The organism is Arthrobacter sp. B10-11, from assembly GCF_033142195.1.
GTDB lineage: Bacteria > Actinomycetota > Actinomycetes > Actinomycetales > Micrococcaceae > Arthrobacter > Arthrobacter oryzae_C.
This window is the reverse complement of record NZ_JAWMTH010000003.1, coordinates 23,617-38,613: the sequence shown is the minus strand read 5'-3', so window position 1 is coordinate 38,613 and position 14,997 is coordinate 23,617. Positions and strand designations below refer to the sequence as shown.

General features: G+C 65.9%; 16 protein-coding genes. 3 read left to right on the top strand and 13 right to left on the bottom strand.

Annotation, left to right across the window (positions count from 1 at the left end; all coding sequences use genetic code 11):
• The first annotated feature begins 197 nt into the window (after window positions 1-197).
• Window positions 198-620, top strand: coding sequence for a hypothetical protein (locus RW112_RS10080; RefSeq protein WP_317781640.1), 423 nt, complete (start codon window positions 198-200; stop codon window positions 618-620).
• Between the two features lie 20 nt (window positions 621-640).
• On the opposite strand, the gene RW112_RS10075 is transcribed toward RW112_RS10080, so the two are convergent.
• The 5 genes from RW112_RS10075 to RW112_RS10055 form a co-directional block, all read right to left on the bottom strand.
• Window positions 641-2,104: a protein adenylyltransferase SelO gene (locus RW112_RS10075; RefSeq protein ID WP_317781639.1), complete on the bottom strand. Its 1,464-nt coding sequence runs from the start codon at window positions 2,102-2,104 to the stop codon at window positions 641-643.
• 44 nt (window positions 2,105-2,148) lie between these two features.
• Window positions 2,149-2,415 (bottom strand): DUF1876 domain-containing protein, encoded by a 267-nt coding sequence (locus RW112_RS10070; protein WP_305940887.1) that lies wholly within the window; start codon window positions 2,413-2,415, stop codon window positions 2,149-2,151.
• A gap of 114 nt (window positions 2,416-2,529) precedes the next feature.
• Window positions 2,530-3,147 carry a dihydrofolate reductase family protein gene (locus RW112_RS10065; protein WP_317781638.1) on the bottom strand — a complete coding sequence of 206 codons (618 nt, stop codon included), beginning with the start codon at window positions 3,145-3,147 and terminating at the stop codon, window positions 2,530-2,532.
• A gap of 28 nt (window positions 3,148-3,175) precedes the next feature.
• Window positions 3,176-4,363 carry an MFS transporter gene (locus RW112_RS10060; RefSeq protein WP_317781637.1) on the bottom strand — a complete coding sequence of 396 codons (1,188 nt, stop codon included), beginning with the start codon at window positions 4,361-4,363 and terminating at the stop codon, window positions 3,176-3,178.
• 51 nt (window positions 4,364-4,414) lie between these two features.
• The gene (locus RW112_RS10055) at window positions 4,415-5,101 is read right to left on the bottom strand and encodes a flavodoxin (RefSeq protein ID WP_317781636.1); all 687 of its coding nucleotides are present in this window, start codon (window positions 5,099-5,101) and stop codon (window positions 4,415-4,417) included.
• Between the two features lie 218 nt (window positions 5,102-5,319).
• Between RW112_RS10055 and RW112_RS10050 the strand changes: the two genes are divergently transcribed.
• Complete coding sequence (locus RW112_RS10050) at window positions 5,320-6,132, top strand: MBL fold metallo-hydrolase (protein ID WP_317781635.1); 813 nt, start codon at window positions 5,320-5,322, stop codon at window positions 6,130-6,132.
• 46 nt (window positions 6,133-6,178) lie between these two features.
• On the opposite strand, the gene RW112_RS10045 is transcribed toward RW112_RS10050, so the two are convergent.
• Both RW112_RS10045 and RW112_RS10040 read right to left on the bottom strand, forming a co-directional pair.
• On the bottom strand, window positions 6,179-7,015 hold the full coding sequence (locus RW112_RS10045; RefSeq protein ID WP_317781634.1) for an alpha/beta hydrolase: 837 nt from the start codon (window positions 7,013-7,015) through the stop codon (window positions 6,179-6,181).
• Window positions 7,016-7,101: 86 nt separating this feature from the next.
• The gene (locus tag RW112_RS10040; protein ID WP_317781633.1) at window positions 7,102-7,254 is read right to left on the bottom strand and encodes a hypothetical protein; all 153 of its coding nucleotides are present in this window, start codon (window positions 7,252-7,254) and stop codon (window positions 7,102-7,104) included.
• Here RW112_RS10040 and RW112_RS10035 point away from each other — a divergent pair.
• A complete protein-coding gene (locus tag RW112_RS10035) occupies window positions 7,253-8,089 on the top strand; it encodes a hypothetical protein (RefSeq protein ID WP_317781632.1) in 837 nt (278 codons plus the stop codon). The two genes, RW112_RS10040 and RW112_RS10035, sit on opposite strands and share 2 nt — an antisense overlap.
• A gap of 48 nt (window positions 8,090-8,137) precedes the next feature.
• Here RW112_RS10035 and eda read toward each other — a convergent pair whose 3' ends face one another.
• The 6 genes from eda to RW112_RS10005 all read right to left on the bottom strand — a co-directional run bounded on the left by eda (window position 8,138) and on the right by RW112_RS10005 (window position 14,909).
• The gene (gene eda, locus RW112_RS10030) at window positions 8,138-8,767 is read right to left on the bottom strand and encodes a bifunctional 4-hydroxy-2-oxoglutarate aldolase/2-dehydro-3-deoxy-phosphogluconate aldolase (protein ID WP_317781631.1); all 630 of its coding nucleotides are present in this window, start codon (window positions 8,765-8,767) and stop codon (window positions 8,138-8,140) included.
• Window positions 8,760-10,145 carry a mannitol dehydrogenase family protein gene (locus RW112_RS10025; protein ID WP_317781630.1) on the bottom strand — a complete coding sequence of 462 codons (1,386 nt, stop codon included), beginning with the start codon at window positions 10,143-10,145 and terminating at the stop codon, window positions 8,760-8,762. The genes eda and RW112_RS10025 overlap by 8 nt, the downstream gene beginning before the upstream one ends.
• 71 nt (window positions 10,146-10,216) lie before the next feature.
• Window positions 10,217-11,182 carry a PfkB family carbohydrate kinase gene (locus RW112_RS10020; protein ID WP_317781629.1) on the bottom strand — a complete coding sequence of 322 codons (966 nt, stop codon included), beginning with the start codon at window positions 11,180-11,182 and terminating at the stop codon, window positions 10,217-10,219.
• Between the two features lie 20 nt (window positions 11,183-11,202).
• Entirely contained in the window at window positions 11,203-12,414 is a 1,212-nt protein-coding gene (gene manD / locus RW112_RS10015) for a D-mannonate dehydratase ManD (RefSeq protein WP_317781628.1), read from the bottom strand.
• A gap of 81 nt (window positions 12,415-12,495) precedes the next feature.
• Window positions 12,496-13,530: an L-idonate 5-dehydrogenase gene (locus tag RW112_RS10010; protein WP_317781627.1), complete on the bottom strand. Its 1,035-nt coding sequence runs from the start codon at window positions 13,528-13,530 to the stop codon at window positions 12,496-12,498.
• Window positions 13,527-14,909 (bottom strand): MFS transporter, encoded by a 1,383-nt coding sequence (locus tag RW112_RS10005; RefSeq protein ID WP_317781626.1) that lies wholly within the window; start codon window positions 14,907-14,909, stop codon window positions 13,527-13,529. Before RW112_RS10005 ends, RW112_RS10010 begins: the two co-directional genes overlap by 4 nt.
• Between the last annotated feature and the right edge of the window lie 88 nt (window positions 14,910-14,997).

Sequence of the window (14,997 nt, the reverse complement as noted above, 5' to 3'; positions counted from 1 at the left end):
CATGGGCGAAAGGCACCTCCGCGAACCCGGAAAACGTTCCGGACCAGCCTGCGCGTCTACAAGTCGTCTCTTGACAAGCCAGGGGCGAGAGGACTCCCATTCACCTATCTACGTGAATAGGAAAGGGGGTGGTGGCCTTGTCTGCCGTCCAAGCTCCCCAAGGGAAACAGTCCCGCCTCCGGACAGGAGCCGCTCTGATGACGCTTGCCGGCCTGGCCTTCGTGGGGTATGCCGCAGTCTTCTTGGTACTGAACTTTTCGGGCACCTTCCTCGAACTGGGCATCGGCCCCGATGAGGTGGACAAGGGGAAGGCGGACGTCGAGGCGTTCAGCGCGCAGCTGTATCACTACATCAGCCATCTGCACATCGCACTCAGCGGCTTCATCGCTGCGACCGGGCTGGCCATCGCGGGCCTGTCCTGGTTTGGGGTGCGCCGCGGAAACCGTTGGGCCTTCGCCACAGCCGTTGTTGTCCCGGTCGTCGGACTCGCCGTGGCCCTCCCTGCACACTACCCATGGGGGCTGGCCACGCTCGGACACCTCGGCCCGGTCTATCTCACCGTCCTCATTTTCCTGGTAGGGTCCGTCGCAGCCTACAGCGGCATGCGAAGCGTGCGATGACACACGTCAGACTCAGCGGTTCAGGTTCCGCAGAAAGTCCGGTAGGGGCCGAAGCTGTCCGGTGCGGGCGCGGTGTAACGTTCGAGTCCGGGCCGCTCATCGAAGGGTGAACCAACTGCTTCCATCAACCGTTCCAGCGGACCCATGTTCCCGCCGGTGGCGGCCGTCAAGGCCTCCTCCACCATGTGGTTCCGCGGGATGTATGCGGGGTTGACCCGGTCCATGGCGTCCGCATCCGGCCCCAAGCCGCGCCAGCGTTCAGCCCAGGCATCAAATGCGGCCAGGTCAAGCATCATGCCGCGCGCAGCCCCTGCTCGTCCGCGGGCGGCGTTGGCGAGGTGCCGGAAAAACGATGTGTAGTCCGCACGTGACTCCTGAACCAGAGCCACAAGCTCGTCCACGAGAGCCGAGGCCACCTCATCGTCAAGACCCGCACGGAATCCCAGCTTGGCCTTCATGCCCGCCGACCAGGCTTCACTGTACTGCCGCCGGAAACCGCCAAGTGCGTCCACAGCGAGGGCCACCGCCTGCTCCTGGTCATCGTGGAGCAAAGGTAGGAGAGACTCCCCGAGCCGGGCAAGATTCCATTCCGCGACCACCGGCTGATTCCGGTACGCGTAGCGTCCGGTCTCGTCGATCGAACTATAGACGGCCCCGGGATCGAAGCCTTCCATGAAGGCGCACGGCCCGTAGTCGATGGTTTCGCCCGAGATCGTCATGTTGTCGGTATTCATGACCCCGTGCACGAATCCCACGAGCATCCACCGGGCCACCAGCGACGCCTGGGCGGATATGACCGCTTGAAACAGTGCGAGATATGGGTTCCCGGCCGCGGCTATGGACGGGTAGTGACGGGCGAGTGCGTGTTCGGCAAGGTGGCGAAGCAGGCCGATGTCGCCCGTGGACCTGGCGTACTGGAAGCTGCCCACGCGGAGGTGGCTGCTGGCAACCCTGGTAAGAACGGCGCCCGGCAGCGGAGTCTCCCGCTGCACGGAACGCCCGGTCGCGACGACGGCGAGGGACCTTGTGGTGGGGATGTCCAAGGCGTGCATTGCCTCGCTCACGATGAATTCACGCAGCATTGGCCCGACCACTGCCCGGCCGTCCCCGTTCCGCGCGAACGGCGTCCGTCCTGACCCCTTGAGGTGGATCTCGCGCGGGTGCCCGTCCGAATGCCTGACCTCACCGAGCAGGAGCGCCCGCCCGTCCCCCAGACGTGGCGCGTACCAGCCAAACTGGTGGCCGGCGTACGCCTGCGCCACCGGAGTGGCGTCCGCAGTTATGGCGTTGCCGATCAGCAGACGCACACCCTCTGGGCTCCGGAGAAAGGCAGGATCGAGGCCGAGCTCGGCGGCCAGGGCCTCGTTAAGGACCAGGAGTTGCGGGTCGGGAGCTTCCTCCGCCCGCCAGGGAATAGCCATCTCCTTGAAGTCCCGTGCGAAGCGGCCATCAAACATGACGGTCGAATGCGCGATGTCACTCATGTATCAAGGGTACGGCGACGCTGCCAGCGACGCAGCGCCCGGGCTTAAGGGCGGAGATGCGCAGGTTCCTTGGTAATTTTCTCGATATCGGCCGCGGTGACTTCGATCAGCTGATGCGCCAGGTCCGCCAAGGCGCGTGCGGTGGCCAGCTCGTCCCCGATCTCGGGCACATTGGAGTCCACCGGATTCAGCCTGGCCAACCCGACGCCTTCCAGTTCAGCCGGGTTCCCGGTCCTCAATCGCGCTGTGGCCCTCGTTTGGTTTTCATGTTCGTCGATGACGATTTTCACCGACCAGTTTTTCTCTTGCATGGTGCCCGCCTCCTCGGTCCAATTTCCACGATCCCAAGATCGAGGCAGGCCGTCAAGGGCCTGAAATTGTCCCGAAATGACGAGGCTATTCCGGCGGTCGAACCCCCGGGGGAACTACGCGCCTGGCTCGTAGGTCCCGTACTTGGGAAGACCCGCCGACTCATAGACGTGAACTGCCAGGCCACCCGGCGTCGCCTCATTGCGGATCAGCCGCAGCCCGGCCTCGGCGCCTCCCTCAGGAAAGAGCCTCCGGCCGCTGCCCAGCACGACCGGAGCGATCACGAGGCGCAACTCGTCGAGCAGCCCTGCGGCCAAAAGCGACTGGGCCAGGGCAGCACTGCCGTGAATCTGCAACTCCCGGCCGGACTCCTGCTTTAGTTCAGAAACTTGCGCGGCGATGTCTCCCGACAGGATCGTCGTCGGAGCCCAATCCGCCGTCTTCAAGCTCTGGGAGGCAACGTACTTTGGGAGCCCGTTCATCTTTTCCGTGAACGGATCATCAGGGTCCGTGATCCGTGGCCAGTCCCGCGAAAAGTTGTCGTAGGTACGGCGGCCAAACAGCAAAGCATCAGCCTCGCCCAGCCAGTCCGCGGCCAGTTTCACGAACTCCTCGTCCAGGTAAGGCACGAACCAGCCTCCCTTATTGAATCCGTCGGTGGTGTCCTCCTCTGGGGATCCAGGACCCTGGGAAACACCATCCAGGGTCAGGAACTGCGTCAGTGTCAGTTTCAACGTCTATCCCCTCTCGATACTTGACCACTTATGGCCTCAACGCTACTCGCCGTTCGGACTGGCTCCGCGGTTGCTCTCGGGTCTTTGCTGTCAGTTCGATGATTACCAGGGCCACGGCCGTGAGGACCGCGCAGGTGGCAAAAACTGCTTGATATCCGAATGCTGTCGTCGATCCAACGGCGATAATCGGACCGGATGCGATGGCGCCAAGGCGTCGCGTGTTGGTGAACATGCCCGACGCCAGACCCGGACGCGGGATGATCTGCTGAAACAAGGTCAGGCCTACGCCGGCCACTACTCCGAAGAACCAGGCATGGAGCAGCTGAAGTCCGATAAGGGTGATCGGGTCGGCGACAAAAGTCATTCCTGCGTAGTAAGCGAGGCCGGCAAGGCATCCCGAAGCGATGAGTGTTTTCCCTGAGAACTTTCGGCTCAGGCGAGCGATGATGAGGAGCGCGGGAATCTCGAGGGCCGCTGAAGCGCCCAGGGCGATGCCTGCCCAAATGAGTCCCTCCCCCATTCGCTCGCTCACGAACAATGCCAGGATGGTCACGGCCGCGCTGTCGGTGGCCTGAAGCAGGATAAAGCCAATGACCACTCCGGCAACCGCCATCTTTGGCGGCACAGGTCCATCTTCAGCCGTCGGGCTGGCCGGGATGCCACGCTCCGGTCGGATACCTTTCTGCCGGAATGCGGTTGCGCCCGTCGCCAGGAGGTTGAGGAGGGCGATCGCGGCGAGGGCCAGCAGGATCGCCCGGCTGCCGAACGTGTCGACGATGAACACGGCCAGCGGTGGCCCCGCCACCCATGCAAACGAGACGATCGCGCGAGTGTTGACCACATCCGTGGGTCCCGCCCCGGAGTGTTTGAGGTGCGCGAAGAGGAGCGACATGCCCACCCCTGCCGGGCCGCCTATCGCGATCAGTGCAGCCACGGCAGCGGGCAGTGTCGTGGTGAGTGTCAGTACGCCGGGCAGGGCCAGGGCCAGGGTGCCGCAAAGCAGCATGGGCCGAAGGTAGTCGTTCTTCCGGTCCGCGTATGCCGGGATGAGCAGCGCGGCGACAAAGCCTCCCGCGTTGTACACCGCAAGAACCCAGCCCACGTCGGCAGGAGTGGCATCGTACAGGTCGACAAGAAGGAGCGCCAAGGCCGGAGTGAGGAAGGCAAACTGCAGCCCCCACAGCAACGCCATCGACGTGGTGAGCAAATGCTTCACTGACAGTACCTCCTGGATTTTTCGGTCATGTCTTCCTCCCGGGCGGACTGTTCAGCTGCCGAGCAGCAGGGTGCGGAGGAGCCAGGCCTCGACGTCGGCACCGGCTTCCTTTACTTCCTCGCCGCGCACGGCGAGCCCTTCGCCGAGGGTGGCCCCCGGGCAGGAAGCTGCGTAGTCACGTTCGGTGGATCCGAGACCGCTCACGGCGAAGGTGGTGACGGGGTGGATGGCCTTGCCGGCGAAATCGAGCGCCTCGGTGAATGTCGTCATGATCATCGGTGCCCGGCTGCCCCAGATGCCGCTTGCCAACAGCACGGTGTCATATTGAGACAGGTCCGGGAGTGGATTGCCGATGCCCGGCCGGGCATTTTCCCTTTGTTCCCGGCTGTTCCGCGCAACGGTTTCTTCGTAGTCTTCCGGATAGGGGTCCGCAGCCTCGATGAGGTGGACGTCGCATCCGATGAGCTCCCGGATTATGCCGGCCAGCACTTCAGTGTTGCCGACTTCCAGGTCAATGCGGTCGCCGTAGTAGTAGTTTTCCCCGGCCCGGGAGAAGCAGGCGAGCAGCACGCGTCGGCCGTTCCTGTCGGTGTCTGTGGTGCTCTGCGCGGAAGCGGACGGCGTAGGGTTCGGCGCCGGAACACAGGCCGCGGTTTCGGCCGCGAACACCACTCCGGCCAGGCCCGCGACGGCGGTGCGCAGCGCAGAGCGTCGATCAATAGCTGGAGTGTGCATCATGTCCTTGTGTGGGGAAACCGGAACTGATTCAAGGAAACCAGTCCCTTCTCGAACGTGGGAGTACCTGTTGTGAGGTGTTACGACAGTTCCTGTTTGATTCCGAAGTCAGCTCCTGGCTCGACGGCCTCGGCTAAGACAAACAGTCTTCCTCGGACACGTTCGCGTGCCATAGTCTGGGCACGCCAGCCTGCGGCCAAGACGCTCTGGAAGGACCAACCATGCTGATCTGCGCAACCTGCGCCGTCGAACGCGACGAACCCGCTCCGGGGCTCTGCCCGATCTGCACCGATGAGCGGCAGTACGTGCCCGAAGACGGACAGAAGTGGCTCACACTGGACGGGCTGGCGCAGGCAGGCCAGCAGACGATCCTGAAGGAGAACGAACCTGGACTTATCGGGATCAAGACGGAGCCCAAAGTCGGGATCGGCCAGACCGCCCAGCTTGTGGTGACAACCGGGGGTTCCCTGCTGTGGGATCCGGTCGGATATGTCGATGACAGTGCTGTCAGGGCAGTGCTCGAGCGAGGCCCGGTCGTGGCGATTGCCGCCAGCCATCCACATATGTTCGGTGTGCAGGTCGAATGGTCGCATCGCCTCGGTGGCGTCCCGGTGCTCGTGGCGGACGCGGACCGGCGGTGGCTGGGGCGCCAGGATCCGGTCATCGACTACTGGTCCGGCAGCCAAACCATCGCCGCAGGGTTGACGCTCCACCAGACCGGCGGGCACTTCCCAGGCAGCGCGGTGGTGCACTGGCCCGCAGGCGCGGGCGGTAAAGGAGTCCTGCTGACCGGTGACAGCGTGTACCCGAATCCGGACCGTCGCTCCATCTCCTTCATGCGCAGTTACCCGAATCATTTACCGCTGTCCGGACAGGTGGCGTTGCGCATCGCCGCGCAGCTGGAAGAGCTCACGTTCGACCGGATCTACGGCAACTTCAACAACGTCATCGCGTCCGGAGCTAAAGCGATCCTGCACGATTCCGCCCAAAGGCACGCTGCCTGGGTGCGGGGAGACTTCGACCATTTGACCTGAAGGGTTCGACGGCGGGTGGGCACCCGCCGTCGAACGCTTCAGGTTGTCACCGGTCCCGCCACCCGGACGGCGGAGGCGAGTCGAGGAAAGTGGTCACAACTTCCTGCACCAAACTTGTCTTCGCGAGTCCGAAAAAATGTGTCGTGCCGGGAAAAACCGCGAGCTGCGACGCCGGTACGCCCTCAAAGTCGCCGTTCACGTCTCCCCCGCGCAGCTGCAGGAACCGCACCGCGTGCTCGAGCTTGACCATGTCGCAGTCGCCGACGGTGATCAGGGTGGGGGCCGCGATGCCCCGGATCTCGTCATCATTCCATCCCGTGGCGCCCGCGTCGTAGCGCCCCAGCTTGTCCAGGAGTCCCTGTAGATGCTCGTGGTCGGGGTGCGGCGACACCGTCAGATAGCGCTCTTCCATGGGGGTGCCGGCGATCATGTCCACGGTCATTGCGGCGACCGCTTCGGAGTTTTCGCCCCGATCGCCGTCTGGCCGGAAAGACACGGACGAGACGATAAGTTTGCGGATCAGGTCCGGGCGCTTGACTGCCAGATGCAGTGCCACCGCGCCGCCGACGCTGAATCCGAAGATATCCACCTCCCGGACGTCCAGGTGGTCCAGCAGTCCAACGATGTCGGAGGCGAGGTCGCGGGTGTTCAGTGGACGGTCGATGTCGTTGGTTCGACCGTGACCTTGGAAGTCCGTCGCGATGACCCGGCGGTCCGCCGACAAGCCCGGAAGCAAAGCCCCAAATTGCTGCTCGATATCGAACAGTCCGCCATGTAATAGCAGCAGCGGCGTGCCGCCGGCACCATGCAGCTCGTAGTACATCTGCATTCCGTTGACGGGGGCGTACCCGGTTTCGGGGGCCGCCGTCGTTTGCTGATCCATCCGGTCGTTCTCCGCTCGTTTCGGGAAGCCCTTCGTTTTGGGGCCATCCTAGTCCGGCTGCAGTCCGGGCGGCAGGGTGACTGGCATTATCCGCCGGCGACATTCCTGCGTTCGCGGAGTAGCTGGACACCTGCCTCCGCATAGGGCACGGCAATGAGGAGGACCCCCGCCAGTGCTGCCACGAGCGTCCCGATGCTGAGGGCGAACTGCGCCTGACCGGGATAAACTGGATCGATCATGATCGGTGCCCAGCTCCGTCTGCTTCTGGCCTGGTTCGTCATCCTGGCGACCCTCCTCTCGGCCTGCACACCCGCGATCAGACTCGATGAGAACACCCCCGATCAACCCATCCAGTCCTCCTCGGCCCCGCCCGCCGCACGCGATGACGTCCCCGCCCCGCCATCGGTCCCCACGCCGACCCCGCCATCGGTCCCCACGCCGGCCCCGGTTCCCGCGCCGCCCCCTGTGCCCCAGGCGTTCGCCCTCAACCTCTACCAGGAGGGGGACTTCGTGCCGCAGTACACCTTTGAGTGGTGTGTGGCGGCGAGCATCCAGATGATGCACAACCTCATCGACGAAACGGGGACCGTCACGTGGGCCGATAGCGTTCAGCAGGGCGAGCTGTGGGAGATGGCCCGGGCACGGTCGTCCAACTCGTTCAACGGTGCCAACCCCTTGGGTTGGGCGCAGGTGCTGAACGAGGTCGGGATGGGGCCGTACGCCGTTGTCAGCATCGCTGACTACGAGGAAGCGCTGCAGACCGCTGCGCGCGCCATCGCCGACACGGACCGGCCGGTCGGGCTGGTCATGTGGCGCGGCCGCCACGTATGGGTGATGAGCGGCTTCGAGTCACTCGGAGATCCCGACCGTTTCCAGGACTTCTCAGTCACCGGCATCCGCGTCCAGGATCCGCTCTACCCGTACGGCGACGGGCAGTGGGGACCGTCCCCCGCGCCCAACGCCGTCCTCACCCCTGAACAGTTGGCGACGCAGTTCGTGGTCCGCGAGCCGCGACGCTGGAGCAGCGACCTGCCGACCGGTTACATGCTGGTGCTGCCGCTCGCCAAGGCCTGATCAGTACGACGGCGGGAAGCCCGCCGTCGTCGTTGGGTTTGGAAATGCTCAGCCTCGCGGCAGCCCGGCGGCCTCCCGTGCGAGACGGGTGATTTCCTGCCAGTCTTCGCCCTCGACCGCTGCCCGGGGGGTCAGCCAGCTGCCGCCGACGCAGGTGACGTTCGCCAGCGACAGGTAGTCCGGCGCGGAGGCCAGGCTGATGCCGCCCGTGGGGCAGAACTGCACTGCGGGAACGGGTGCGCCGATGGCCGCAAGGTAGTCCGGCCCTCCGGCGGGACCTGCGGGGAAGAACTTCATGGCCGTAATGCCCCGCTCGAGGACGGCCATCACTTCGCCCACGGTGGCCACCCCGGGAAGGACGGGAACGTCGAGTTGCAGCATGTGGTCCAGCAGGGCCGGCGTTACGCCGGGGCTCACCAGGAACTGGGCGCCCGCCGCCATGGCGGCGTCGGCCTGCGCCGGGGTGAGGATGGTGCCGGCTCCCACCAGGATGTCCGGCACTTCACTGGCGATCCTCTCCAGCGATTCGAGGGCACTGTCCGTGCGCAGTGTCAGTTCGATAATTGAGATGCCGCCCGCAACCAGGGCGCGTGCCACCGGTACGGCGTGCTGCGGGTCGGCGATGGTGACCACCGGGATGACGGGGGAAACATGCAGGGCGCTGGTTGCGTCAGCCATGGGTGATCTCTTTTCTCAGGCCGTCCAGCCCGTCCGTGTCGATGATGTTGTACCAGTGTGTGAGCAGGTCCATGAAGGCTGTGTTCGCTGCGAGCCCGGCGTCGAAAATGCTGCGCACGCCAAGCAGCGCCGGAATGACGGCGGCGGCGGTGCGCTGCGCGGGGAGTGCGGCGCTGAGGTCCGCCGTGAGGGGATCGTTCAGCTCGTTCGCCGGCGTGGTGGCCACGTGGTGCATCCACGCTGCCACGGCGAGCACAGCCCACTTCGGTTCGCGCCCGGCGTCGAGGTTTGCACGGATAGTGGTCAGCAGCCGGAGGCCGATTTTTTGCGAGCCGTCGCTGCCCACCTTGGCAGTGGTGTGTCCCAGGGCCGGGTTGGCGAAGCGGTCCAGGATCCGGGCGCAGTAGGCGGCGCCGTCCAGGCCCTGGGGCAGGCTGATGGTGGGAAGGGCGTCCTCGGCCAGCATGAGGCGGCACGCTGTGCGGAAGGAATTCTCCCCCACGGCGTCTGCGATGGTCATCTTCCCGGCGGCGAGGCCGAGGTAGGCGAGCATCGAATGGCTGGCGTTGAGCAGGCGCAGCTTGGCTGCCTCCCACGCGGCAACGTCGGTGCTGAACAGCGCACCGGCTTCCTCCCACGCCGGACGCCCAGCGGCGAACTTGTCCTCGATGACCCACTGCATGAAGGGCTCCGCCACCACCGCGGCTTCGTCCCGGAGTCCGAGTTCATGTTCGACGGCGGCGAGGTCGCCTTCGGTGGTGGCCGGCACCATCCTGTCCACCATGGTGGACGGGAACGTGACGTTGGCATCCAGCCAGGCGAGCAGCGGCTCCGCCTCCGTGTTCGGCAGGGCCGCGGCGAACGCGCGGACCAGGGTTCCGGTCAGCTCGCCGTTGCCGGGCAGGTTGTCGCACGAGACGACGGTGAGCGGCCCGGCCCCTGTGCGGGCGCGCTGCTGGATGCCGCGGGCGATCTGTCCGATGGCGGTCTGCGGCGGGTGGCCAGCAAGATCGGCCTCCACTTGCGGGTCGGCGGTGTTGAGCGACCCCGTGCTGGGATCAATCCGGTATCCCTTTTCCGTGACGGTCAGCGTGACCACCTGCGTGGTGGGGGCGGCGATCCGCTCCACGACAGCTTCGGGATCGTCCCGGCCGGAGATGGCCTCCACGATGCTGGACACCACGCGCAGCGGACCGGCTCCGCTGCCCCGCTCGGCCACGGTGAACAGCCCGTCCTGCGGTGCGAGCTGGCGTGCCACGGTGTCCGAGCGCTGGGTCACCCCCACTATCCCCCAGTCTGAGGAGCCGGTCGCTAGCATGGCGTTTTCGGTGAAGACGGCGGTATGGGCACGGGCGAAGGCGCCCAGGCCCAGGTGCACAATGCCGGGCCTGACCGTACCGGGGGCCAGCGGCGGCTGGTGCTTGCCGGCGGCCGCGAGAGTGGCTGCGTTTAGGCGTGTGATGGCTGCGCTCCTTCGTGGGCCGGCGCGGCGGCAGATCCGGCATGGGCGCGGGTCTGCTCCAGGGTGGGGATGAAGCCCGTGCCGCCCTTGCCGCCCACCACCAGCGATGCCGCCGCCGCACCAAGGCGGGCCGCCAGGGGAAGGGCGTCCCCCAGGACCAGCCGGGCGGTCAGGGTGCCGACGAACGCGTCGCCGGCGCCGGTCTGGTCCACCACAGCGGGCGCCGGGATGGACTCGATCCAGGTGCTGACCCCGCCTTCACCCTCCAGCTGGATCCCGTCTGCGCCGCAGGTCACGGCAACGTTGGCGGCGCCGAGGTCGCGGAGCTTGGCCGCCGCGTCCACCGCGGTGTCGCAGCCCAGGAGCGCGGACGTTTCACCGGGGAAGGACGGAGTCACCAGGAACGTGCGCGGCGCAAGGTGCAGCAGCGCCGCCGTCGCCTCTTCCGCTGAGGTGAGCCGCGGCCGGAAATTGGGATCGAACACAAAGCGTTTGGCCAGCGCGGCGGCCTTGAGGACCGCGGCGCGGCACGATTCCGAGATGGCGCAGGCGATGCCGCCCGCCACCACGGCGCCGGCGGCCGAGAACACAGTCGGGTCGACGTCGTCCGGTCCCAGGCTGGATCCGACACTGCCGCTGCGGGCGTAGGAGAACTCGCGCTGCCCGTCGGGGTCGCAGTGCACCAGGTAAACGCCCTGCTGCCCGGTCCGGAACGTCAGCAGGTCCGGGGAAACGCCGAGTTCAACGATCCGGGCGGCGATCGCCTTGCCAAGGTCGTCGTCGGTCAGGACTGACAGCAGGCCCACGCGGGCGCCGGCTGCCGCCGCGGCGGCCGCGACGTTGAGTGCGTCGCCGGAAATACCAAGCTGGGCAGGCACGCCGTGTGCGAAGGCCACGTCGGTGGCCACCTCAACGAGGATCTCCCCCATAACGACGACGTCGAACGGGGCCATGGGTTTTTGGTTGGAGTGGCTCACCAGTCATGCACCGATCCGTCGAGCCGCCGGTTGACGGGCAGGTATTTGGGGTCAAAGGGGAATCTTGCGGCAGCTTCCTCGTTGAACCCTACGCCGATGCCGGGGGCGTCGCCGGGGTGCATGTAGCCGTCGTTGAAGCTGTAGGAAGTAGTGAACACCTCGTTGGCCGGTTCCCGGTGGCCCATGTATTCCTGGATGCCGAAGTTCGGGATGCTCATGTCCACGTGCAGGGCCGCGGCGAACGACGCCGGCGAAAGGTCGCCGGCGCCGTGCGAGCCCGAGCGCACGCCGTAGAGGTCCGCAAGGGAGAAGATCCGGCGCAGGTGCGTGATCCCGCCTGCGTGCGAAACGGACGTGCGGATGTAGTCGATCAGGCGTTCGGTGATCAGCTGCTGGCAGTCCCAGATCGAGTTGAACACCTCGCCCACCGCAATGGGAGTGGTGGTGTGCTGGCGGATCAGGCGGAACGCCGACTGGTCCTCGGCCGGCGTCGGATCCTCGATCCAGAACGGACGGAACTGCTCCAGGGCTGCGCCCAGCCGGCCGGCCTCGATCGGCGAGAGGCGGTGGTGGACGTCGTGCAGGACGTGGACGCCGTAGCCGAATTCGTCGCGGACATGGGCCATCATCTTCGGCGCGAAGTCCAGGTACGCCGAGGTCTCCCATGTGTCTTCCTGCGGGACATTGCCGCTGGCCGGTTCGTAAAGTTTCCCGTCCACCGGCGCAATGCCGTAGGTCTTGTCCAGGCCGGGAACCGCAGCCTGCGCCCGGATGGCCTTGTACCCGAGGTCCAGGTGGTGCTGGAAGTCGGCGCTGAGGTCCTCAAGGCTGGAGCCGCTGGCATGCCCGTAGACCATGACGCCCTCGCGGGCGGCACCGCCCAGCAGTTCGTACACCGGCATGCCGGCAGCCTTGCCCTTGATGTCCCAGAGTGCGACGTCGATGGCGGCGATCGCCGTCATGGTCACCGGCCCGCGGCGCCAGTAGGCACCCTTGTAGAAGTACTGCCAGGCGTCCTCGATCCGGCGCGCATCGCGGCCGATCAGCAGCGGGCAGAGGTGTTCGGACAGGTATGACGCCACGGCCAGCTCGCGGCCGTTGAGGGTGGCGTCGCCGATTCCGGTGATGCCGTCCTCGGTTTCAATAACGAGCGTGACGTAATTCCGTCCGGGTGACGAAACCACTACCCGTGCGTCGGTGATCTTCACTGGTTGGTCCTTCGTAAGTATCTGGATCTGCATGTAGGTCGCAGCAGGTGTCGTTATGAGCCCCCATAACGACACCTGCTGCTACTCAGTTGGGCTGAGCCGGAGCATCACTTTGCTGCTGCCGGCGGCAGGGTCGCCGAAGACGCGCATGGCTTCGGCGGCCTGGTCGATTCCGAACGTGTGCGTGATGACCGGGGATACGTCCAGGCCTTCTGCCATGGCGCGGAGTGCGTCGGTCATCTCGTCCACAAAACGGTAGGAACCGATCCAGGTGATTTCCCGGGTGACCAGGTCGCCCAGGGCCGCCGGGGCCGGAGCTCCCGGCAGGTTTCCGACCTGGACGAGCATGCCGCCGCGGGCCGTGGCCCGCAGGACGCCGCCCAGCACCGCGGGAATCCCGGAAGCCTCGAACACCAGCTCCATGTCCTCCGGCAGGGTGCCCCCGCCGGAGACGTTCCGGACCTCGTCGGCGCCCATGGCCTTGGCGATCTGCAGCGCCGCGTCATTGATGTCGGCGGCAATGACCGTCCTGGCACCGGCATGCTTGGCCGCTGCCACCACCAGGGAGCCGATGGGGCCGGCACCGTTGACCAGGACGTCCCGGCCGGTAAGGTCACCGGCGCGGCCGACGGCGTGCATGGCTACGGCGAGCGGTTCGGCCAGCGCACCGTGGAGAGTGCTGACACCGTCGGGCAGCGGGCGGATCTGGGAAGCCTTTGCGAGCTTGCGTTCGCTGAAGCCGCCGTCGGTGTGGGGGTCGAAGGCCGCGGAACCGAAGTACCGGATCTGCGGGTAGAGGTTGGTCCTCCCCCTGAGCCGGTCGGGCATGGTGCCGTTGCCGACGAGTTCGGCCGGGTGGACCGTGACCGGCTGTCCGATCTCCAGGTTGTCGACGCCGGCGCCCAGCTGGGCGATCCGGCCGGCAACCTCATGGCCGAGGACCAGCGGCGACTCCAGGGCCGCGGTCCCGGAGGCTCCGTGGCGCCAGTACGAAAGGTCAGATCCGCAGATGCCGCCCCATTCGACGTCGAGCACTACCTCCCCGGGGCCAGCCTCCGGCTCCGGCCGTTCGTCGATGCGGAGATCGTTGGCGCCGTGGACTACGACGGCTTTCATACGGCGTCTTCCAGGCGGACCATGTCGCGGCCGCGGACCTCGGGTCCCACGAAGGCCGAGACCAGGGTGATCAGTGAGTAGGCGATGAGCATCGCGGCCAGCGGCCACCAGTGGCCGGTGATTGCTGTGAGGGTTGCTGCAAGCAGCGGGCCGATGGCGGTGGCCAGGATGCCGCCGATCTCCTTGGCCAGCGCCAGCTGGGTAAAGCGGGTGCGGGCACCGAAGAACTCGGCCATGGTCACGCTCTCCATCGCGAAGAGGCTCAGCACGCCCAGGTTGAGGCCGATCACCATGGCGACGGTGATGAGGACTGTGTTTCCACTGGTGACCATCATCAGCATGGGGATCGCGAACAGCGCGGTGAGTGAACTCAGCGCCAGGTAGAGCGGACGGCGGCCGAAGCGGTCACCGAGCATGCCCATGACGGGGATGGTGAGGAACCCCAGCAGTGAGCCGTACATGATGGCGGTGGTGCCGACGCTCTTATCGACGAGGAGGACGGTGGCGAGGTAGCCGATGAGGAAGGTCTGGATCAGACCGGAGTTGCCTGCCTGTCCGAAGCGCAGGCCCAGGGCGATCAGGAACGCCTTTCCCTTGCGCTGATGCAGGGCAGCTTCGATGGTACTGGTCTTGGCGAGCTCTTCCGCGGCGGCGATTTCCCGCTTGGACAGTGCCACGCCATCCACAACGTCGGCGCGCTCTTCGAAGACGGGGCTTTCCTTGACGGAGCGGCGGACCCAGACGGCGAAGATCATGAGCACGAAGCTGAACAGGAACGGGATGCGCCAGCCCCAGCTGAGCAGGTCTTCTTCAGACAGCGTGGAGACGAGGATTGCCCAGATGGCGGAGGCGGCGAGGGTGCCGGAGTTGGTGCCGAGGCAGACGAGGGAGGAGATCAGGCCGCGCCGGCGGGCGGGAGCGAACTCGGCCAGCATGACGGTGGCTCCGGCGATCTCGGCACCGGCGCCAAAGCCTTGCGCCAGTCGCAGCGCGACCAGCAGGATGGGAGCCCAGACTCCTATCATCGCGTAAGTGGGCAGGACACCGATGAGGGTGGTGGAGGCACCCATGAGGGCGATGGTGATGAACAGAACCTTCTTGCGGCCGATCCTGTCGCCCATGCGGCCGAAGTAGACGGCACCTGCAAGGCGGGCCACGTAGCCTACGCCGTACGTTGCCATGGCGGCGATCAGGCCGATGACCGGGCTGACATCGGGAAAGAAGAGTTTATTGAAAACGATGGCTGCTGCCAGCGAGTAGAGCTGGAAGTCCATGAACTCCATGGCCGTCCCCAGCCAGCCGGAAACCGCCACTTTGGCCAGTTCACGGGTGGGCTTTGCATCCGGCTTTGTTGTGGGCGGCGCGATGCTCTCAGTCATCTAATGCTCCTTTGCAGGCGATGAAAAACGAAGGGGAGAGGTGAACGGAAGCTGGACTGCAGATCCTCTGTTGTGATCCGCCGCATCC

Excerpts from the sequence above, each read along its gene's own strand:
- RW112_RS10080 (WP_317781640.1), top strand. The coding sequence starts at position 198 with ATGACGCTTGCCGGCCTGGCCTTCGTGGGGTATGCCGCAGTCTTCTTG.
- RW112_RS10075 (WP_317781639.1), bottom strand. The coding sequence starts at position 2,104 with ATGAGTGACATCGCGCATTCGACCGTCATGTTTGATGGCCGCTTCGCA.
- RW112_RS10070 (WP_305940887.1), bottom strand. The coding sequence starts at position 2,415 with ATGCAAGAGAAAAACTGGTCGGTGAAAATCGTCATCGACGAACATGAA.
- RW112_RS10055 (WP_317781636.1), bottom strand. The coding sequence starts at position 5,101 with ATGATGCACACTCCAGCTATTGATCGACGCTCTGCGCTGCGCACCGCC.
- RW112_RS10050 (WP_317781635.1), top strand. The coding sequence starts at position 5,320 with ATGCTGATCTGCGCAACCTGCGCCGTCGAACGCGACGAACCCGCTCCG.
- RW112_RS10045 (WP_317781634.1), bottom strand. The coding sequence starts at position 7,015 with ATGGATCAGCAAACGACGGCGGCCCCCGAAACCGGGTACGCCCCCGTC.
- RW112_RS10035 (WP_317781632.1), top strand. The coding sequence starts at position 7,253 with ATGATCGGTGCCCAGCTCCGTCTGCTTCTGGCCTGGTTCGTCATCCTG.
- RW112_RS10040 (WP_317781633.1), bottom strand. The coding sequence starts at position 7,254 with ATGATCGATCCAGTTTATCCCGGTCAGGCGCAGTTCGCCCTCAGCATC.
- eda (WP_317781631.1), bottom strand. The coding sequence starts at position 8,767 with ATGGCTGACGCAACCAGCGCCCTGCATGTTTCCCCCGTCATCCCGGTG.
- RW112_RS10020 (WP_317781629.1), bottom strand. The coding sequence starts at position 11,182 with ATGGCCCCGTTCGACGTCGTCGTTATGGGGGAGATCCTCGTTGAGGTG.
- RW112_RS10010 (WP_317781627.1), bottom strand. The coding sequence starts at position 13,530 with ATGAAAGCCGTCGTAGTCCACGGCGCCAACGATCTCCGCATCGACGAA.
- RW112_RS10005 (WP_317781626.1), bottom strand. The coding sequence starts at position 14,909 with ATGACTGAGAGCATCGCGCCGCCCACAACAAAGCCGGATGCAAAGCCC.